At 61.8% G+C, this 18,473-nt stretch carries 13 protein-coding genes; 7 read left to right on the top strand and 6 right to left on the bottom strand.

Features of this window, described 5'->3' with window-relative positions; all coding sequences use genetic code 11:
* Window positions 1-268: 268 nt before the first annotated feature.
* The gene (locus NCT04_RS13515; protein ID WP_250465888.1) at window positions 269-1,564 is read right to left on the bottom strand and encodes an SGNH/GDSL hydrolase family protein; all 1,296 of its coding nucleotides are present in this window, start codon (window positions 1,562-1,564) and stop codon (window positions 269-271) included.
* A 179-nt stretch (window positions 1,565-1,743) separates the two neighbouring features.
* On the opposite strand from NCT04_RS13515, the gene NCT04_RS13520 reads away from it, so the two are divergent.
* Window positions 1,744-2,922 (top strand): 50S ribosomal protein L11 methyltransferase, encoded by a 1,179-nt coding sequence (locus tag NCT04_RS13520; protein ID WP_250465890.1) that lies wholly within the window; start codon window positions 1,744-1,746, stop codon window positions 2,920-2,922.
* 7 nt (window positions 2,923-2,929) lie between these two features.
* On the opposite strand, the gene NCT04_RS13525 is transcribed toward NCT04_RS13520, so the two are convergent.
* Window positions 2,930-4,192 (bottom strand): TIGR03862 family flavoprotein, encoded by a 1,263-nt coding sequence (locus NCT04_RS13525; RefSeq protein ID WP_250465892.1) that lies wholly within the window; start codon window positions 4,190-4,192, stop codon window positions 2,930-2,932.
* Between the two features lie 181 nt (window positions 4,193-4,373).
* Between NCT04_RS13525 and NCT04_RS13530 the strand changes: the two genes are divergently transcribed.
* The 4 genes from NCT04_RS13530 to NCT04_RS13545 all read left to right on the top strand — a co-directional run bounded on the left by NCT04_RS13530 (window position 4,374) and on the right by NCT04_RS13545 (window position 8,313).
* Window positions 4,374-5,843 carry an MFS transporter gene (locus tag NCT04_RS13530; protein ID WP_250465894.1) on the top strand — a complete coding sequence of 490 codons (1,470 nt, stop codon included), beginning with the start codon at window positions 4,374-4,376 and terminating at the stop codon, window positions 5,841-5,843.
* Window positions 5,844-6,009: 166 nt separating this feature from the next.
* The gene (locus NCT04_RS13535) at window positions 6,010-6,810 is read left to right on the top strand and encodes a DUF1835 domain-containing protein (protein WP_250465895.1); all 801 of its coding nucleotides are present in this window, start codon (window positions 6,010-6,012) and stop codon (window positions 6,808-6,810) included.
* 28 nt (window positions 6,811-6,838) lie between these two features.
* Complete coding sequence (locus tag NCT04_RS13540) at window positions 6,839-7,444, top strand: TetR/AcrR family transcriptional regulator (protein ID WP_250465897.1); 606 nt, start codon at window positions 6,839-6,841, stop codon at window positions 7,442-7,444.
* 176 nt (window positions 7,445-7,620) lie between these two features.
* Window positions 7,621-8,313: a GNAT family N-acetyltransferase gene (locus NCT04_RS13545; RefSeq protein WP_284503222.1), complete on the top strand. Its 693-nt coding sequence runs from the start codon at window positions 7,621-7,623 to the stop codon at window positions 8,311-8,313.
* Between the two features lie 57 nt (window positions 8,314-8,370).
* On the opposite strand, the gene NCT04_RS13550 is transcribed toward NCT04_RS13545, so the two are convergent.
* Entirely contained in the window at window positions 8,371-8,874 is a 504-nt protein-coding gene (locus tag NCT04_RS13550) for an Lrp/AsnC family transcriptional regulator (RefSeq protein WP_250465903.1), read from the bottom strand.
* 135 nt (window positions 8,875-9,009) lie between these two features.
* On the opposite strand from NCT04_RS13550, the gene hppD reads away from it, so the two are divergent.
* The gene (hppD, locus tag NCT04_RS13555; RefSeq protein ID WP_244826454.1) at window positions 9,010-10,113 is read left to right on the top strand and encodes a 4-hydroxyphenylpyruvate dioxygenase; all 1,104 of its coding nucleotides are present in this window, start codon (window positions 9,010-9,012) and stop codon (window positions 10,111-10,113) included.
* Window positions 10,114-10,226: 113 nt separating this feature from the next.
* Here hppD and NCT04_RS13560 read toward each other — a convergent pair whose 3' ends face one another.
* Complete coding sequence (locus tag NCT04_RS13560) at window positions 10,227-10,430, bottom strand: hypothetical protein (protein WP_250465904.1); 204 nt, start codon at window positions 10,428-10,430, stop codon at window positions 10,227-10,229.
* A gap of 347 nt (window positions 10,431-10,777) precedes the next feature.
* Here NCT04_RS13560 and NCT04_RS13565 point away from each other — a divergent pair, with 347 nt between their 5' ends.
* The gene (locus tag NCT04_RS13565; protein WP_250465907.1) at window positions 10,778-14,365 is read left to right on the top strand and encodes an indolepyruvate ferredoxin oxidoreductase family protein; all 3,588 of its coding nucleotides are present in this window, start codon (window positions 10,778-10,780) and stop codon (window positions 14,363-14,365) included.
* A gap of 113 nt (window positions 14,366-14,478) precedes the next feature.
* On the opposite strand, the gene NCT04_RS13570 is transcribed toward NCT04_RS13565, so the two are convergent.
* Together NCT04_RS13570 and NCT04_RS13575 are read right to left on the bottom strand one after the other, a co-directional pair.
* The gene (locus tag NCT04_RS13570) at window positions 14,479-16,758 is read right to left on the bottom strand and encodes an NADP-dependent malic enzyme (protein ID WP_244826457.1); all 2,280 of its coding nucleotides are present in this window, start codon (window positions 16,756-16,758) and stop codon (window positions 14,479-14,481) included.
* 243 nt (window positions 16,759-17,001) lie between these two features.
* The gene (locus NCT04_RS13575; RefSeq protein ID WP_250465909.1) at window positions 17,002-18,228 is read right to left on the bottom strand and encodes an MFS transporter; all 1,227 of its coding nucleotides are present in this window, start codon (window positions 18,226-18,228) and stop codon (window positions 17,002-17,004) included.
* Window positions 18,229-18,473: the final 245 nt, after the last annotated feature.

An 18,473-nucleotide genomic window follows, 5' to 3' on the forward strand; every position in this document is an offset into this window, starting at 1 on the left:
GAGCACATTCGCCAAGACTTCCCGCCAAGCGCACCAAGCATTTTGCTCAGCACCGCTTCGTCTTGCGTCGCTGCATCCGCAGCAGAGAAACGAGATTATGAGGAATCTTTTTCTCGTTGTCAACAGCTTATTTCCGCTTTCGCATCAAAATCTGCCGACTTCGAGTCCGCCTGTTTCGCTGGCGGCTCCCGTCTTGCGACGAGGAGCGGAATATTAGGCGATGCGAACGCCGATGGCAAGACAGCGAGCCAACTTTTTTTGAAGCACCTCAATGCGCCGCTTTTGCCTGCCCAAACACCATGTCGAAGGGAACGGCTGCGGCCATCGCTGCGTAGCCGGCATCGCTTGGATGGATGTGGTCGCCGCTATCGAAACGCCGTTGCAGGACGTTCGGGCGCGCCGGATCGCGAAGCGCTTGATCGAAATCGATCACGCCATCGAACGCATGGCTCGAACGGATCGACGCGTTCACCGCCGTCCGGATGGCCTCGCGTTCCGGCGACAGCGCTGCGGGCGTGAGCGTCGCGCCGTAGATCTTGATGCCGCGCTGATGCGCCTGCGCAATCAGCCGCTGGTATCCGCGCACCAGCGCGTCGGCGTTGACTTCCGTGTGCGGCGCGTCGCAGTCGAGTCCGGCGTGCGCGGGCATCGCCGCAAAGTTGATGTCGTTGATGCCGATCAACACGATAATCGCCCGCACGCCCGGCTGACGCAGCGCGTCGCGCTCGAAACGGCTGACGAGCGCCTCTCCATAGCACGGCGAATTGCTGAGGAGCCGATTGCCGCTGATGCCCGCGTTCACTATCGCCGCCTGACCGCCACTTTTCTGCGCGACCTGTCTGGCGAGCACATCCGGCCAGCTTCGGTTGGCATTCAGCGTCGAGCGCATGCCGTCCGTGATTGAATCGCCGATTGCCACCACCGTCTGCGCGGACAGATGCTCGACCGACACATTCGTCAGCCACGCGTATTGGGTGAAGCGCGTGCGAAACGCATCGGCGGAAGCGTCGTTTGCGTGATTGCCGGGCGACGAAACGTAATTCACCTGACTCGAGACCCGATGCCACGCCACGAGTTTCTGATCCTTACCCATGAATGTGCTCACAGCGACTGGCTGGAACGCGGTGACATCGAACGCTATGGGATCGCTGGTCGCCTGGCCGCCTGGCGGAACGGTTACCGCGTTGTGTCCACCGAACGCCACTGGCTTTGCGCTACCCGCGCGGATGGCCGGACTGCTGCCGCTGACGGCATTCGAGACGCTCATCGATTCGATGACAAGCGGCTCCGTTCCATACAGATTGCTGACGCGCAGCCGAAGTCGTTTCCCGTCGAGTTGCGGATAGATCAACTGCCGAACCGTCCGCCCGCCCACTTCAGGTGCCCGGTACAGCGGCGGCAGATTGGCTAATTGGGGAATGGACTGCAAAACCGTGCCCCAGGCGCTGACCCAATGTTCATTGGCCGCGGCGTCGGCGGGTTCGGCGGCGAGCGTCTGCGGCGCGAAGGCGAATTGCGCGGCAAGCGCGGCCGCGCACAGCGAGGCAATGATTCTGAATTTCATTCGGCGATGGCGTTCCGACGAGCGCTCGATTGTGACAAAACGTGGATTGTGCCTGATCGACCGCGCCCGATTCGCCTTCAAAACTCGAAAGGTGCGACCGGCGCGAGTGAAATGGCATCAAAATGCTGCCAGTTCACTTTGCGGCCGGCAGCCGCTGGCCCGCACATCAAAAGACAACAATGCAATCTAAAAGCACGCCTCACGCCGACACTCCGCCAATCCTGCACTGGGAAGAGGACGGCGAAGAACGCTCCGCCCGCTGGCGTTCGGAAAGCAGCAACCCGGCGCCTAAGCGTATTGTCATTGGCGACGACCAGATGACGGCCGACAACGCGTATCGCCTTGCCTGCGAAGGAACCGGCATTCTTTGGCGCGGAGATTATCAAAACGCGCGGCAGTTGCTTCAGGCGATGGCGCGCCGTATCGACAACAAGCCGCGCAAGCCGAAAAAGGCGGCGGCGGAAAGGGAAAAAGCGGCGGCTGCTTCGCCGGTCGATACCTTCAATCTGCATCGTCTGGCGCAGTCGCAACGTGCGCGAACGCTGGCGATGCTGCTTCTGCCGCTAGACGAGCAGTATGCGATTCCGCTGCGCCGCGCGCCGAATGTACAGGAAGCGTGCGAAGAAGCGTACGGCGCGGCTCGTGACGCGTCGGTGGTTTCGTTGCGAGAAGTGCTCGGGCTAGTCGGCGCGCACGAGTGGCGCAAGAAAGGCGTGGATGTCGCGGCGGTGGGCGGGAAAATTCATCCCTATTACGGCGTTTTCTCGCCTGTGCGCGGCGAATACATCAACCTCGTTGCCAATCAGCCGCTTCCGTCGACTTCGCTGGCCTTCGATATCGGCACCGGTACGGGCGTTTTGGCGGCGGTGCTTGCACGGCGCGGCGTCGAACGAATCGTCGCGACGGACCTCGATCCGCGTGCGTTGGCTTGTGCACGCGAGAACATCGGGCAGCTCGGGCTGAATCGCCAAGTGAATGTGGTCGAAGCGAATCTCTTTCCTGAAGGACGCGCGCCGCTCGTCGTGTGCAATCCGCCGTGGCTGCCCGCGCGGCCGAGTTCGGCGATCGAGCACGCGATCTACGATCCCGAAAGCCGGATGCTGCGCGGCTTTCTCGATGGCCTCGCCGCGCATCTCACGCCCGGCGGCGAAGGCTGGCTGATTCTGTCCGATTTCGCCGAGCATCTCGGGCTGCGCACGCGCGCGCAGTTGCAGGAGTGGATCGACGCGGCAAAATTGAAAGTGGATGGCCGCATCGATATTCGGCCGCAGCATCCGCGTGCATTCGATAAAACCGATCCGCTGTATGCGGCGCGCTCGAAGGAAGTGACTTCGTTGTGGCGCTTGGTGGCGGCCTGAGCGCGCTTCAGCCGCGCGACGCCAGCCAAGCGAGCGCGCCTTCCCCAGCCACGAGCCCGCTCGCAAAACACGCCGTCAATAAATAACCGCCTGTCGGCGCTTCCCAGTCGAGCATTTCGCCCGCGCAGAAGACGCCGGGCAGCGCGGTAAGCATCGAGCGCTCGTCGAGCGCTTCGAACGCCACGCCGCCCGCGCTGCTGATCGCCTCGGCGATCGGACGCGGGCGTAAAACGCGCAACGGCAGCGCCTTGATGCGAGCGGCGAGCGTTTCGGGATCGCCGAAATCCGCCTTTGTCAGACATTCCCGCAGCAAGCCCGCTTTCACGCCGGTCAGATGAAGGCGGCTTTGCAAATGACTCGACAGCGAGCGCGCGCCACGAGGATGCAGCACCTCCGCACGCACCCGCTCGGCGGAAAGCTGCGGAACGAGATCGAGCAGAATGGTCGATGCTCCGCCGTCGTTTTCGGCGAGCCGATTGCGGATTGGCGCCGACAGCGCGTAAATCAGACTTCCTTCGATACCGTGGTCCGTAATCAGCGCTTCGCCGGTGCGCCAGTCGAGCCGGCCGTCCGCGCGCGCCACACCGATCGCCACCGCCTTGAGCGGTTCGCCCGCGAAGCGGCTTTGGAAATGCGGCGACCAGTCGGTATCGAAACCGCAATTGGACGGCACGAAAGGCCGCACCGGCACACCGCGCGCGGCGAGATGCGCGATTGCGCCGCCATCCGAGCCGAGTTGCGGCCAGCTCGCGCCTCCCGCTGCGAGAATCAGCGCGTCGTGACGAATGCACTTTTCCCCGTCGGGCGTCGCGAAGCGCGAGATCGAGGCGCCGTCGTCGGTGAAACCGAGCCATCGATGCCGCATGTGCAGCGTCACGCCGGACGCGCGCAGCCGATGCAGCCAGGCCCGCAGCATCGGCGCGGCCTTCATGTCGCGCGGAAAGACGCGGCCGGAACTGCCGACGAACGTTTCCACGCCAAGGCCGTGCACCCATTGGCGAAGCGCGTCGGCATCGAAGCGAGCAAGGAGTGGCGCGATTTCGGCGCTGCGCGCGCCGTAGCGGCCTAGAAACGCGTCGGCAGCTTCGGAGTGCGTCAGATTCATGCCGCCCTTGCCCGCCATCAGGAATTTGCGGCCGACCGATGGCATCGCGTCGAAGACATCCACGCGCGCGCCGCCCGCCGCGAGCGCCTCGGCGGCCATGAGCCCGGCCGGTCCGCCACCGACGACCGCGACGTTCACCGTTTCGATGTTTTCTGCAGGCGCCATGCTGAATGGAAAAAGAGAAAGAGCCGCGATTGTCGCATCCGCGCCGATGAAACTTGCAGCCTGAAAAGCCCGCCGGCGCGCGTAAGTCATTAAATAACAAAAAAGAATTTGGTCGCGGCAAGCCCTGCCAGTAGCATCGCGCGATTCGCTGCATCAACACTTTTTCACTTTCCGCCCGCTTATGTCCGTCTCACTCGCGTCCGAACGCGCTTCCGCTCCGGCCGCCGCCGATGCGCGCCCCGTCATCCGCAGCGCCGCCGATGTCTCCAGCCTCGTCAATCGTGGCGCCGCCATCGGCAGCGACGCGCGCGTGGTCGTCGCCATCGCGCTCGGCGGCATTTTCCTCGATGCCTACGATCTCGGCGCGCTCGCGTTCGGCATCAAGGACATCGCCCGTGAGTTCTCGCTGAGCCCGACGGGAACCGGTTTCGTCGCATCGGCGATCACGTTCGGCGCGATCATCGGCGCATTTCTCGGCGGCTATCTCACCGACAAGATCGGCCGATACCGCGTCTTCATGGCCGATATGTTCTTCTTTGTGATCGCGGCCATTGCTTGCGCGTTCGCGCCCAACGCGTGGGTGCTCGGCGGCGCGCGCTTCGTGATGGGGCTGGGCGTCGGCATCGATCTTCCGGTGGCAATGGCCTTTCTCGCCGAATTTTCGCGTCTGCAAGGCCGTGGCAACAAGGCCGCGCGCGTCGCCATGTGGTGTCCAACGTGGTACGCCGCGATCAGCGTGTCCTATCTGCTGGTGCTCGGTTTGTACGCGGTGCTGCCGGCGCATCACGCAGGCTTGCTGTGGCGGCTGATTCTCGGCTTCGGCGCTGTGCCGGCCATTCTCATCATCGCAATTCGCAGCCGTTACATGAGCGAGTCGCCCGTGTGGGCCGCGAATCAGGGCGATCTAAAGGGCGCCGCCGAGATTCTCAAACGTTCGTATGGCGTCGAGGTTCGCGTCGAAGCGGCTGCGTCGACCGTTCCGAAGGCGCGCAAGGCGACGTGGAGCAACTACGGCGCGCTTCTGCGCGGCGTGTATTTACGCAGAACCGTGCTCGCGACCGTCATTGCGATTGCATCGTCCTTCGCCTACAACGCGGTCGCGTTCGGCTTGCCGGTGATCATTTCGAGCTTCCTCGCGCAGTCGATGCTCACCACGATCCTCGCCTCGCTCGCGCTCAATCTGCTGTTCGCGTTCGCGGGCGGCCTGTTCTCCGTGCGCACCGTGCCGAAGTACGGCGCGTGGAATCTGACCGTGATCGGCTACGCGTTTCAGTTGGTGGCGCTCGTCGGGCTCGCTGTCGTCGGCAAACCGGCAACCGGTGCGCAGGTGGCGATCGCGATCGCGCTGCTCGCCGCGTTCCTGCTCGGCCAGGGCGTCGGACCAGGCTCGCACAGCATGACGTTTGCGTCGCTGAGTTATCCGACGTCATTGCGCGGCGTGGGCGTCGGCTTCAATCAGACGTTGATGCGCGCTAGTTCCACCGTGTCCCTGTTCCTGTTTCCGGTGCTGTCGGCGGCGCTGGGCACGAAGGTGTTCTGGATCATCGCGGTTGCGCCGCTTCTCGGCTTGATTGCGCTGTTCGCGGTGCACTGGGAACCGTCCGGCTACGACGTCGATGCCGAGGATTTCACCGCCAGCGGCACGCGGTAAGGCGTCTTTCGGCTAGAACGGCGTGGCCTCGCGGTCGCGCCGTTCGCGCTTCTGAAATGGTTTGCCGAAGCGCGCCAGCCCACAGCCGGTCGCAAATCGATTCGCGTAGACTGATTGCTGCTCGTCCGAGCGGCAAAACGCGAGTCCTTCTGGCAAATCCACAACAATGACCACGATCCACGTCACCAATGGCGACAGCGCGGCCCTGTCTCTCACCGAAGCGCTTCGACTAGCCGACCGTCCAGACCGTGTCATCCCTCTGCGCGACGATCTCGCGGTCGGCCCGCTCAGAGACGCCGACGACACTTCGCTCACGCGCGCAGCGTTTTGGCGTCAAGTGCTCACCAGCACGAATGAATTCGAGGACGAGCTCGAAGCGCAGCAGGCGCTCTTGACACGCCTCGTGCGCGGCGACGCGCAGATTGTCGTGTGGCACGGACAGAGTGCGGCCGACCAGCTCACCTTGCGGCGCGTCGCCTACCATCTGCGCAACGTGCCGCAACGTCTTAACGAGGCGAAGCTCAACTACGACGACCTGCCGATCGAAGCATCCGACGCGCATTCAGATCCGCTCCGGCGTGCCGATCGCGCGACCGCTGTCGGCATGTTTTCACCTGGACAGTTGCTAAAGAAGTTGCCGAGCGCCGCGCCGATTTCGGTGCTGCGCATTAGCCGGCTGGCGCTCGAATGGCAGGAGGCGAAGCATGCGAGCGCGGAGACACGTCGGCTGCGCGACAACATGCTGGTTTCGGGAAGCTGGTTCGACGTCGACGAAGCCCTGCTCGACCTAGCCAGCCCCGAATGGCAGCCCGCGCGGCGGATCGCCGGTGGCGCAATGGCGCGCCGCTTCGATTTCCTTCTCAGCGATTCGATCGCTTTCTGGCGATGCCGCGAACTCGTCACGGCGGGGCGGCTTAAAATACGCGGCACGCCGTCGGATATCGTGCAGGCCGAATTGCGGCGCTAAAACCGACAAGAACGCATCTTCCGACCCAATGGCCCGAACCAAAGCGCCCGATCACGAGACGCAACGCGAGCAGATTCTGGAGCTTGCCGCCGCGAAATTTGCGCAGACGAGTTACCCCAGCACGTCGATGGCCGACTTGGCAGCCGCGAGCGGCACGTCGAAAGCGCGCCTCTATCATTATTACGAGAGCAAGGAAGCGATTCTTTTCGATCTGCTCGACCGCTACACCAAGCGGCTGATGCTGATCATCGCGGAAGTGGAAGCCGCGAGCCAGCGACGCGGACTGGGCGAGCGCGAGGCTTTCGCTGAACTGGTGCGGGCGTTCCTTGCCGAATACGAGACCTCTCATAGCCGGCACGTCGCGCTATTGAACGACGTCAAATATCTGGAAGACGTGCAGCGCGAGATCGTGCTGGATCGCCAGCGGGATATCGTCGCTGCGTTCGCGCGGCAACTGGCGCGCGCGTACCCGAAGCGCGTGACGAGAGAAAACCAAACCGCGCTGACCATGATGGTTTTCGGCATGATCAACTGGACTTTCACGTGGCTCAAACCGGGCGGCAGGCTCGGATATCGTGAGTTCGGCGAGCAAGTCGTCGCGATGATCGAAAACGGCCTGAACACCGAAGCCTGAGCGATATTGCGTTGCAGCAATGAAGCTGTTGCACGCTGACACACTCTATAAGTCATTGATTTATATAGAATACAAACGTTTTCCGTAGCTATTTAGAACGTCTCCTCCAGCTTTGATTAAGGGTTTTCCCGTACCCGCTTTCCTCGATTGGGCTAAAATTGTTTTTGCTGTGCAACATGCCCGCATCACCGAGGAGAATCATCGTGGAATTGAACATCGACCGCACTGCCGCGCAGATAGTCGCTAGCGATCCGCTGCCTGCATCCGCGCGTCTGCCGGTTCTGGTCCGCGAGTTGTCGTCGGCTGATCGCGAACGGCTGCAGACACACTTCCTCGCGCTCGATGAAGACGACCGACTGCTGCGTTTCGGGCAGATCGTGCCGGATCACGTCATCGAAAATTACGTTCGCAACATCAACTTTGCTAACGACACCGTTTTTGGCGTGTTCGACAACGCGCTGCAGTTGATCGGCGTCGGCCATCTGGCCTATCTTCCAGTCGATGGCGAAAAGCGTACCGCCGAGTTCGGCGTCTCGGTTCTCGAAAGCGCGCGTGGCCGGGGCATCGGCACCAAAATGTTCGAGCGCGCCGCCATGCGCAGCCGCAATTCGAAAGTCTCGCAGCTCTACATGCATTGTTTGTCGCGCAACAAGACCATGATGCACATCGCCCGGAAATCGGGGATGAAGATCGAATACGCATATGGCGAAGCGGACGCGTATCTCTCGCTCGCGCCCGCCGATCAAGGCAGCATCATGGCCGAGATGCTTCAGGAACAGGCCGCCGTCTTCGATTACGCGATCAAACGGCAGGCCCATCGGGCGTCGAAGGTTTTTCAGGCGTTCATGCCTGCGGCAACCGTGGCCTGAATCGCAGTCCACGTATCTCACCAAAGAAAGGGCGGCTCTGACCGCCCTTTCTTCATTTCAACGCAACGGCAGCGCCGTCGTGTCCTTGATTCGTTCGAGCGAGAAACTCGAACGCACGTCGATCACCGAAGGATGGTGCAGCAGTCGTTCCTGCATGAAGCGCGAAAAGTGCTCCATGTCGCGTACCTGAACGCGCAGCAGAAAGTCCATTTCGCCAGTCATCGCGTCGCACGCGACGACTTCGTCCCACGCGCGCACCGCGTCGCGAAACAGATCGGCATGCGTTGGCGGATTCTGCGACCCGGCCGCGAGTGGAACGCCGCCGCGTTTTTCCAGTCGCACGTTGATGTAGGCGAGCAGCCCAAGCCCGAGCTTTTTCGCGTCGAGCAGCGCGACGTAGCCGCGAATCACGCCAAGTTCTTCCAGGCGCCGAATGCGCCGCAAGCACGGACTCGGTGACAAACTGACTCTATCCGCGATTTCCTGATTCGAAAGCCGGCCGTTTTCCTGAAGGATCGCGAGAATCTTCCTGTCGATGGTGTCGAGTTCTATTCCAGGCACGTTCTGGCTCGTTTGAGGCGCGATACGGCAGGTTGTTGCGCAATTCTAGAAACACGCGATTTGTTTCGCAAGCTTTTGCTGCTCCAGCTTGACTAGACTGTCTCGATATCGAAACGAACATCAGGAGACACGCGCATGACCGCATCGACTTGGGAAAATCCCGTTGGCACCGACGGCTTCGAATTCATCGAATACACCGCGCCCGATCCCGTCGCGCTCGGCAAACTGTTCGAGCAAATGGGTTTCACCGCCATTGCGCGGCACCGTCACAAGGACGTGACGCTTTACCGGCAAGGCGAAATCAATTTCATCGTCAATGCAGAGCCGGATTCGTTCGCGCAGCGCTTTGCGCGTCTGCACGGCCCGTCGATTTGCGCCATCGCATTCCGCGTCGCCGATGCCGCTCAAGCCTACAAACGCGCGCTGGACTTGGGCGCGTGGGGCTTCGACAACAAGAACGGCCCGATGGAATTGAACATTCCGGCGATCAAGGGAATCGGCGATTCGCTGATCTACTTCGTCGATCGCTGGCGCGGCAAAAACGGCGCGCAGCCGGGCAGCATCGGCGACATCAGCATTTACGACGTCGATTTCGAGCCAATTCCCGGCGCTTCGCCGAATCCGGTTGGCAACGGCCTCACGTATATCGATCACCTCACGCATAACGTGCATCGCGGCCGGATGGTCGAATGGGCCGAGTTTTACGAGCGGCTTTTCAATTTCCGCGAAGCGCGTTATTTCGACATCGAAGGGAAAGTGACGGCGGTCAAGTCCAAGGCGATGAGCTCGCCCTGCGGCAAGATCCGTATTCCGATCAACGAAGAAGGTTCGGAAAATGCCGGCCAGATTCAGGAATATCTGGACGCGTATCGCGGCGAAGGCATTCAGCACATCGCGCTCGGGACGGACGACATCTACAACACGGTCGACGGCCTTCGCGCGTCGAAAATCGCGCTTCTCGATACCATCGACACTTACTATGAACTCGTGGACCGGCGCGTGCCGGACCACGGCGAATCGGTCGCGGAACTAAAGAAGCGCAAGATTTTGATCGACGGTGTGCACGACGAAATCCTGCTGCAAATCTTCACCGAGAACCAGATCGGGCCGATTTTCTTCGAGATCATTCAGCGCAAGGGCAATCAGGGCTTCGGTGAAGGCAACTTCAAGGCGCTGTTCGAATCGATCGAACTGGATCAGATGCGCCGTGGCGTGCTCAAAGACACGACCGCCAACTAGTAACCAGCGTAAGCGCTAAAAGAAAAGGGACATGACCACTCAGGTTCATGTCCCTTCTTCTTTTCCGCGGTTCGTTCGACAACGCCGAGCCGCAAAGAATAGAGCGATTGGCTTTATGCGGCCGTGTCGTCGCTGCGTTCGGATTTACGGCGCATGCCGGCGCCGGTTTGTGCCGACGGCACGCGGACTTGCGAAATTCGCGGAACGGGCGATGCCGCATTTTGCGGCGCATTCGCACGCGCACCGCCAATCGGTGCGTTGATAGCGAAAAAGGCCGCCGAGACCATTAAAAAGCTCTGGATGTGACCTTGCTTCATTTTTTATTGACTCCTTCTGACTGCGATTTACGGCACTTGCAACGACCGCCGCATTCCTTCCGGAATGGCGCGCATTCCCCACAAGCGTTCATTTAGACATGCATCCGCGCATGGGTTCCGCGATTCGGTCGAACTTACACGCCGTAACAAAACTGTCCTGAATCGCCCACTTGCGGCAACGTTTTAATGCAAAGCGCGAGTAAGTGCGTATTTTTCAACGGGTTAGTACCACTGTCTGAAATCCGTGAGCATCGGCAAACTGGGAAGTCCCGGCCTGAGCGTTCACAAGACGCTGCGGCCCGGAACATGCTTTGGTGATCCCAAACTCGGGTGGAGGAGTACACAGAATGAACGCCCCGCTAGACGCAGAACAAAGAGCTTCGCTAGAAGCCGCACTCAAATCCGTCACGCTAGACGACAAATACACGCTGGAACGCGGCCGCGCCTATATGAGCGGCATCCAGGCGCTGGTGCGTCTGCCGATGCTGCAGCAAGAGCGCGACAAAGCCGCTGGCCTTAACACCGCTGGATTCATTTCCGGTTATCGCGGGTCGCCGCTCGGCGGACTCGACCAGTCGCTCTGGAAGGCGAAAAAGCATCTCGCCGGACATCAGGTCGTGTTTCAGCCCGGCGTCAACGAAGACCTCGCGGCCACCGCCGTCTGGGGCTCGCAACAGGTCAACCTGTACCCGAGCGCCAAATACGACGGCGTCTTCTCGATGTGGTATGGCAAGGGTCCGGGCGTCGACCGCACCGGCGATGTCTTCAAACACGGCAATTCGGCTGGTTCGGCGACGCACGGCGGCGTGCTCGTGCTCGCTGGTGACGACCACGCCGCGAAGTCATCGACGCTCGCGCATCAATCCGAACACATTTTCAAGGCGTGCGGCCTGCCGGTTCTGTTTCCGTCGAACGTGCAGGAATATCTCGACTTCGGCCTGCACGGCTGGGCGATGAGCCGCTACTCCGGCCTCTGGGTCGCGATGAAATGCGTGACCGACGTGGTGGAATCGTCGGCGTCGGTGGATATCGATCCGCATCGCACGAAGATCGTGATTCCGACCGATTTCGCCATGCCCGACGGCGGCCTGAACATTCGCTGGCCCGATCCGCCGCTCGTGCAGGAAGCGCGTCTGCTCGACTACAAGTGGTACGCCGCGCTCGCCTACGTGCGCGCGAACAAGCTGGACCGCGTGGAAATCGATTCGCCCAACGCACGCTTCGGCATCATGACGGCGGGCAAGGCGTACCTCGACGTGCGTCAGGCGTTGACCGATCTCGGTCTCGACGACGCCACCTGCGCGCAAATCGGCATTCGTCTCTATAAGGTCGGCTGCGTGTGGCCGCTCGAAGCGCAAGGCGCGCACGAATTCGCGCGCGGTCTCGACGAGATTCTGGTGGTCGAGGAAAAGCGCCAGATTCTCGAATACGCGATCAAGGAAGAGTTGTACAACTGGCCCGATGCGCAACGTCCGCGCGTCTTCGGCAAGTTCGACGAGAAAGACGGTGCAGGCGGCGAATGGTCCGTGCCGATGGGCAACTGGTTGCTGCCCGCGCACTACGAACTCTCGCCAGCGATCATCGCGAAGGCCATTGCGACGCGTCTCGAAAAGTTCGATCTGCCCGCCGATGTACGCGCGGGCATCGCGGCGCGCATTGCCGTGATCGAGGCGAAAGAGAAAGCGCTCGCGCGTCCGCGTGTGGAAGTGGAGCGCAAGCCGTGGTTCTGCTCGGGCTGTCCGCACAACACGTCGACGAACGTGCCTGAAGGCTCGCGCGCGATGGCGGGAATCGGCTGCCACTACATGACGGTGTGGATGGACCGCAGCACGAGCACGTTCAGTCAGATGGGCGGCGAAGGCGTCGCGTGGGTCGGCCAGGCGCCGTTCACGAACGACAAGCACGTCTTCGCCAATCTCGGCGACGGCACCTACTTCCACTCCGGCCTGCTCGCCATTCGCGCGGCGATCGCGGCGAAGGTGAACATCACCTACAAGATTCTTTATAACGACGCCGTCGCGATGACCGGCGGCCAACCCGTCGACGGCGTGCTGACCGTGCCGCAGATCACGCATCAGCTCGCGGCGGAAGGCGCGGCGCGCATCGTCATCGTCACGGATCAGCCCGAGAAGTACACGCCGAGCACGGGACTCGCGCCGGGCATCGACGTGCATCATCGCGATGAACTCGACGACATTCAGCGGCAACTACGCGAGATTCCCGGCACGTCCATCCTGATCTACGACCAAACCTGCGCGACCGAAAAGCGCCGCCGCAGAAAGCGCGGCGCGTTTCCCGATCCGGCGAAGCGCGTGGTGATCAACGAAGCGGTTTGCGAAGGTTGTGGCGACTGTTCGGTGAAGTCGAACTGCCTTTCGGTCGAACCGCTCGATACCGAGTACGGCACGAAGCGGCAGATCAATCAGTCGAGCTGCAACAAGGACTATTCGTGTCTGAACGGCTTTTGCCCGAGTTTCGTCACGGTCGAAGGCGGTCAGTTGAAGAAGCCCAAAGCGACGACTGTCGAAGCCGGCGGCATGCCGGCCCTGCCCGCGCCTGACCTACCGGATATCGGCCGGCCATATGGCGTGCTGGTGACGGGCGTCGGCGGCACGGGCGTCGTGACCATCGGCGCGCTGCTCGGCATGGCGGCGCATCTGGAGCAGAAAGGCGTGACCGTGCTCGACGTCACCGGCCTCGCGCAGAAAGGCGGCGCGGTGATGAGCCACGTGCAGATCGCCAACCGTCCGGGCGATATTCACGCAACGCGCATTGCCATGGGCGAGGCGGATCTCGTCATCGGTTGCGATGCGATCGTCACCGCCAGCGACGAATGCGGCTCGCGCATGCAGCCGGATCACACGCGCGTGGTCGTGAACAGCGCGCAGACGCCGACCGCTGCGTTCATCAAGGACCCGAACTGGCGCTTTCCCGGCGCGAGCGCTGAAGCCGACATCCGTGCGGCGGCGGGCGAACATGTCGCGCTCGTCGATGCCAACCGCTTCGCCGTCGCGCTAATGGGCGACGCCATCTACACGAATCCGTTCGTGCTCGGCTACGCATGGCAAAAAGGCTGGGTGCCGTTGCGGCATGAATCGCTCGTGCGCGCGATCGAGTTGAACGCCGTGCAAGTCGAAAAGAATCTGGCCGCGTTCGAATGGGGCCGTCGCGCCGCGCACGATCTCGACTCGCTACGCAAGCTGACCGAAGCGCAACGCGGCAGCGCGCCGGAAGGCGCGGGCAAGATCATCGCGCTGCACACGCCGAAGGCGCTCGACGCGCTCATCGACAAGCGCCTCGACTATCTTGCGAAGTATCAGAACACCGCGTATGCAACGCGTTATGGCCGACTCGTCGCAATGGTACGTGCCGCCGAGGCGGAACTCGGCGTCGGCGATGGCCAATATCAATTGACCGAAGCCGTCGCGAAGAATCTGCACAAGCTGATGGCGTACAAGGACGAGTACGAAGTCGCGCGTCTCTATGCGGACCCCGCTTTTCTCGACAAGGTGAAGAACAGTTTCGAAGGCGACTGGAAGATCAAGTTCCATCTCGCGCCGCCGAGCATGTCGAAGAAGGACCAGCACGGCCATCTGGTGAAAAAGCAATATGGCCCGTGGATGATGTCCGCCATGCGCGGGCTCGCGAAGCTCAAGTTTCTGCGCGGCACGGCGCTCGATCCGTTCGGCAGAACCGAGGAGCGGAAGATGGAGCGCGCGCTGATCGTGGAATACGAGGCGCTGGTGAAGGAGCTGATCGGTGGATTGACGCCGCAGAAGCTGGCGCTTGCCATCGAACTGGCGAATCTGCCGGATTCGATGCGCGGTTACGGCCACGTGAAGGACAACAACGTGAAGGCGGCGCGGATCAAGTGGAATGCGCTGCTGACGCGGTGGAGAAACAACGAGGGCGGTCAGGCGCGACAGGTAGCGTAAGGCCTGGGTTACGCGCTGTTTGAAACGAAAGGGCGATCCGCGAGGACCGCCCTTTTGTCTTTCGTGCGTCCAAAGAGAAGCGGCGACCTCTCCGAGAAGCCGCCGTTTTGCCCTTACTTGTTATTCGCCACCTTCGCGTTCGCCGAAGCCACCGCCGTCATATTGATGATCCGTCGCACGGTCGCGGCCGGCGTCAGGATGTGCACGGGCTTTGCCGCGCCCAGCAGGAACGGTCCGACCGTCACGCCCTCGCCGCTCACCATCTTGAGCAGGTTGTACGTGATGTTCGCGGCTTCCACGTTCGGCATGATGAGCAGGTTCGCTTCGCCGGTGAGCGTCGTGCCGGGGAACGAAGCCTTGCGCACCGCTTCGGACAACGCGGCGTCGCCGTGCATTTCGCCATCGACTTCGAGGTCCGGCGCGCGTTCTGCGATCAGCTTGCGTGCTTCGGCCATCCGCTTGCTCGACGCGCTTGGCACGCTGCCGAAGTTCGAGTTCGACACCAGCGCCACCTTCGGCGAAATGCCGAAGCGCTCGATCTCGCGCGCGGCGAGAATCGTCATGTCGGCAAGCTGCTCGGGCGTTGGCGTTTCGTTGACGTAGGTATCGCTGATGAAGAGATTGCGCCCTTGCAGCATCAGCAGATTCATCGCCGCGAAGTTGTTTGCGCCTTCGGACTTGCCCAACACCTGATCGATGAACTTGAGGTGATCCTGATATGTGTCGATGAGACCGCAGATCATGCCGTCGGCGTCGCCGGTATGAACCAGGATCGCGCCGATCAGCGTGTTGAACTTGCGCAGCGCGGCCTTCGCGCTTTCGGGCGTCACGCCTTCACGCGCGGCGATTTCGTGATACGCCTGCCAGCTCTTTTGATAACGCGGATCGTCTTCCGGATTCACGATCTCGAAATCGACGCCAGGCTTGAGCTTCGAGCCCATCTTCTGCAGACGCATTTCGACGACAGCCGGCCGGCCGATGATGATCGGCTTCGCGATCTTCTCCAGCAACACGAACTGCGCTGCGCGCAGCACGCGCTCGTCTTCACCTTCTGCAAACGCGATGCGCGCGGGCGCAGCCTTCGCCGCCACGAACACCGGCCGCATCACCATGCCGGTGCGATACACCGTCGCGCCGAGCGTCTCGCGATACGCGTCCATGTCCTGAATCGGACGCGTCGCCACGCCCGAATCCATCGCGGCCTGCGCCACGGCCGGCGCAATCTTGATGATGAGTCGCGGATCGAACGGCTTCGGGATCAGATATTCCGGACCGAATTCGAGCGAATGGCCTTCGTAGGCTTTCGCGACTTCATCGCCCTGGTCGGTTTCTTCCGCGAGTTCGGCGATCGCGCGCACGCACGCGAGCTTCATCTCTTCGGTAATGGTCGTGGCGCCCACGTCCAGCGCGCCACGGAAGATGAACGGGAAGCACAGCACGTTGTTGACCTGATTCGGATAGTCCGAACGGCCAGTCGCGATGATGCAGTCCGGCCGCACCTTCTTCGCTTCCTCCGGACGAATTTCCGGCTCGGGATTGGCAAGCGCGAGAATCAGCGGCTTGTCGGCCATCACCTTGACCATCTCGGGCTTGAGCACGCCCGCGCTCGAACAACCGAGGAAAACGTCGGCCTGATCGATGGCATCGGCGAGCGTACGCGCGTCGGTGGTCGCCTGATAGCGCTCCTTCGACACATCGAGGTTGCCGCGTCCTTCGTAGATCACGCCCTTCGAATCGACGACGAGCGTGTTCGACTTCTTCAAGCCCAGATCGACGAGCAAGTCCAGACACGCGATAGCGGCTGCGCCCGCGCCCGAACAAACCAGCTTGATTTCGTCGAGCTTCTTGCCGACCACTTTCAGGCCGTTGAGAATTGCCGCCGATGCGATGATCGCCGTGCCGTGCTGATCGTCATGGAAAACGGGAATCTTCATGCGCTCGCGCAGCTTCTTCTCGATATAGAAGCATTCCGGCGCCTTGATGTCTTCGAGGTTGATGCCACCGAGCGTCGGTTCGAGCATGGCGATTGCATCGACGAGCTTGTCGGGATCGGTCTCGTCGAGCTCGATGTCGAACACGTCGATGCCCGCGAACTTCTTGAACAGACACCCTTTTCCTTCCATCACCGGCTTGGCCGCGAGCGGACCGATGTTGCCGAGGCCGAGCACCGCCGTACCGTTCGTCACCACGCCGACGAGATTCGCGCGCGAGGTGTATTTCTGCGCGTCGAGCGGTTCGTCGAAGATCGCCATGCATGCGGCGGCTACACCCGGCGAATACGCAAGCGATAAATCCAGCTGATTGGAAAGCGGTTTGGTCGGCGTGACGGAGATCTTGCCCGGACGCGGATATTGGTGATATGCGAGAGCGCTTTGCTTCAGTTGTTCGTCCATGATTAGCCTGAGACGTTAGAAATATTTTGAACAGGGTTCACACCGCCGACGACCGCTCAACATTGAGTGTGGAGTGTGATTCGATGGACCAATGTCTTCAGTCGCCCGGCGCATCGGATAGACGCGGCGTGCCGCCCGTAAGGATCAAACGGGACGGCCGGAGCTTTAATTTTTGGGACGACCAGTGTACACCTCGCCTTCCAGATGGCGCGCAGCAGCATTTTCCCTAGGCCGAACGGTCAATCAGTCGAGTTCGGCGCCGCGTTTTTCGGGAATGAGAAAGAGCGTGGCAAATATATCGAGTAAATAGATCGATGCCAGCAATGCGAGCGCAGTCGCGAACGAATACTTCGCGGCAAGCGCGCCAACCACGACCGGACCCAGTCCGCCGACCGCGCGGCCGATATTGAACAGCACGTTTTGCGCGGTGGCGCGCGCCTCGGTCGGATAGATTTCGGAGATGAGCGCGCCGTAACCGCCGATCATTCCGTTGACGAACACGCCCATGACCGCGCCGCCTACCAGCAACGCGCCGGGGCTCGTCAAGTTCGAATAGACGAAGACCATTGCCACCGCGCCGATCTGATAGAAGAGAAACGCGGGCTTGCGGCCGAAGCGGTCGGCCGCGACGCCGAAGAGCCAGATGCCGAGCGCCATGCCGAGCACGGTGACGGCGGTCCAGAGACCCGACTTCGTGAGCGAATAGCCGAAGGTCTTGGATAGATAACTGGGCAGCCAGATCATCAGCCCGTAATAGCCGAAATTCTGCACCGAGCACAGCACGATCACGCCGAGGCTCGCACGCGTCGTGCGCGCGGTGTCGAAGAGACGTCCGAGCGGCAGCTTGCGCGGCGCGTGCTTCGCGCGACGTTCCGTGAAGAGCACGGGTTCGGCGACCTTGCGCCGCACGAAGAACGACGCGACCGCCGGCAACAAGCCGACGGCGAACATGCCGCGCCAGCCGATCATCGGCAGCAAAAGCGGCGTGAGAAGCGCGGCGGCAAGCACGCCGAGTTGCCAGCCAAGCCCGACATACGAGGACACGCGCGCCCGCAGCCGAGCCGGCCATGCCTCGGCGACGAGCGCCATGCCAATGCCGAACTCCCCGCCCAACCCAATGCCCGCGATGGTGCGATAGACCAGCAAGTCGCCGTATCCTCTTGCAAGCGCGCACAGGCCGGTGAAGACGGCGAACAGGAGAATGGTCCAGGTCAGCATGCGCACACGGCCGAAGTAATCGGAGAGCATGCCGAACACCACGCCGCCCGCGACCGCGCCGGCCAGCGTCCACGTGACGAGCGAACCTGCCTGCGCGGGCGTGAGGTGCAGATCCACGGCGATCGCGGGCAGCATGAAGCCGAGGATCAGGAGATCGAAGCCATCCATCGCATAGCCGAGAATGGAAGCGATGAGCGCGTGCAGCGCGTGGCGGTGATTCGGGGTATCGACGGAAGGGGAAGCGGGAGTCATGTGGGAGCACGGCGGGCGAAGTTGCGCGAGTTTAAGTGCGACGACCACGCGGCTACAAGACGCTCAAAAAATAGGCGCTGTCCCGAGCGCCGCTCGCCCGAACGTCTCACCTCGGGTAAAATTTCGGCCTACGCGCGCAGGAACCGCACGAACGCCGTCCAAAAGCGGCTCGTTCTGCCTGTTAATGCGCCAGGGCCCCACGCGGCCGCCTCCCGCTTCGACCAAGCGCCACCATCCAAGTCCAA

It is taken from the genome of Caballeronia sp. GAFFF2, assembly GCF_023631485.1.
Taxonomy (GTDB): domain Bacteria; phylum Pseudomonadota; class Gammaproteobacteria; order Burkholderiales; family Burkholderiaceae; genus Caballeronia.